The sequence below is a fragment of the Micromonospora sp. DT4 genome (assembly GCF_049841675.1).
Taxonomy (GTDB): Bacteria; Actinomycetota; Actinomycetes; order Mycobacteriales; family Micromonosporaceae; genus Micromonospora.
This window is the reverse complement of record NZ_JBNCKT010000471.1, coordinates 1-279: the sequence shown is the minus strand read 5'-3', so window position 1 is coordinate 279 and position 279 is coordinate 1. Positions and strand designations below refer to the sequence as shown.

Below are 279 nucleotides of genomic sequence, written 5' to 3'. Positions count from 1 at the left end.
GCGTTGAAGCAGCAACAGCCCCTGGTCATCGCCATCGACAGCGCCTCAGCGGCGCCGCTCAAGCAGATGTCACAGACCTACGGCGTTACCATCCTGCACCGCGTCCCGGGCAACGCCACGGGCACCCCTGCCACGGCGACCATCGCGAACCTGGACAACATCTGGCTAATCACCAACGGCCCCACCACCATCACCAAAGATGAAAGCTTCACCAAACCGCTGGTCAAGAAGGCGGCCGCCACCCCCGCCCACACCCGCCCGCGTCCGGTGACACCCGCG

General features: G+C 65.9%; 1 protein-coding gene. It reads left to right on the top strand.

What is annotated here, in order from left to right:
- The coding region (locus tag ACLQ24_RS30570) for a hypothetical protein (protein ID WP_425895190.1) at positions 1–279 on the top strand (279 nt) is incomplete at both ends.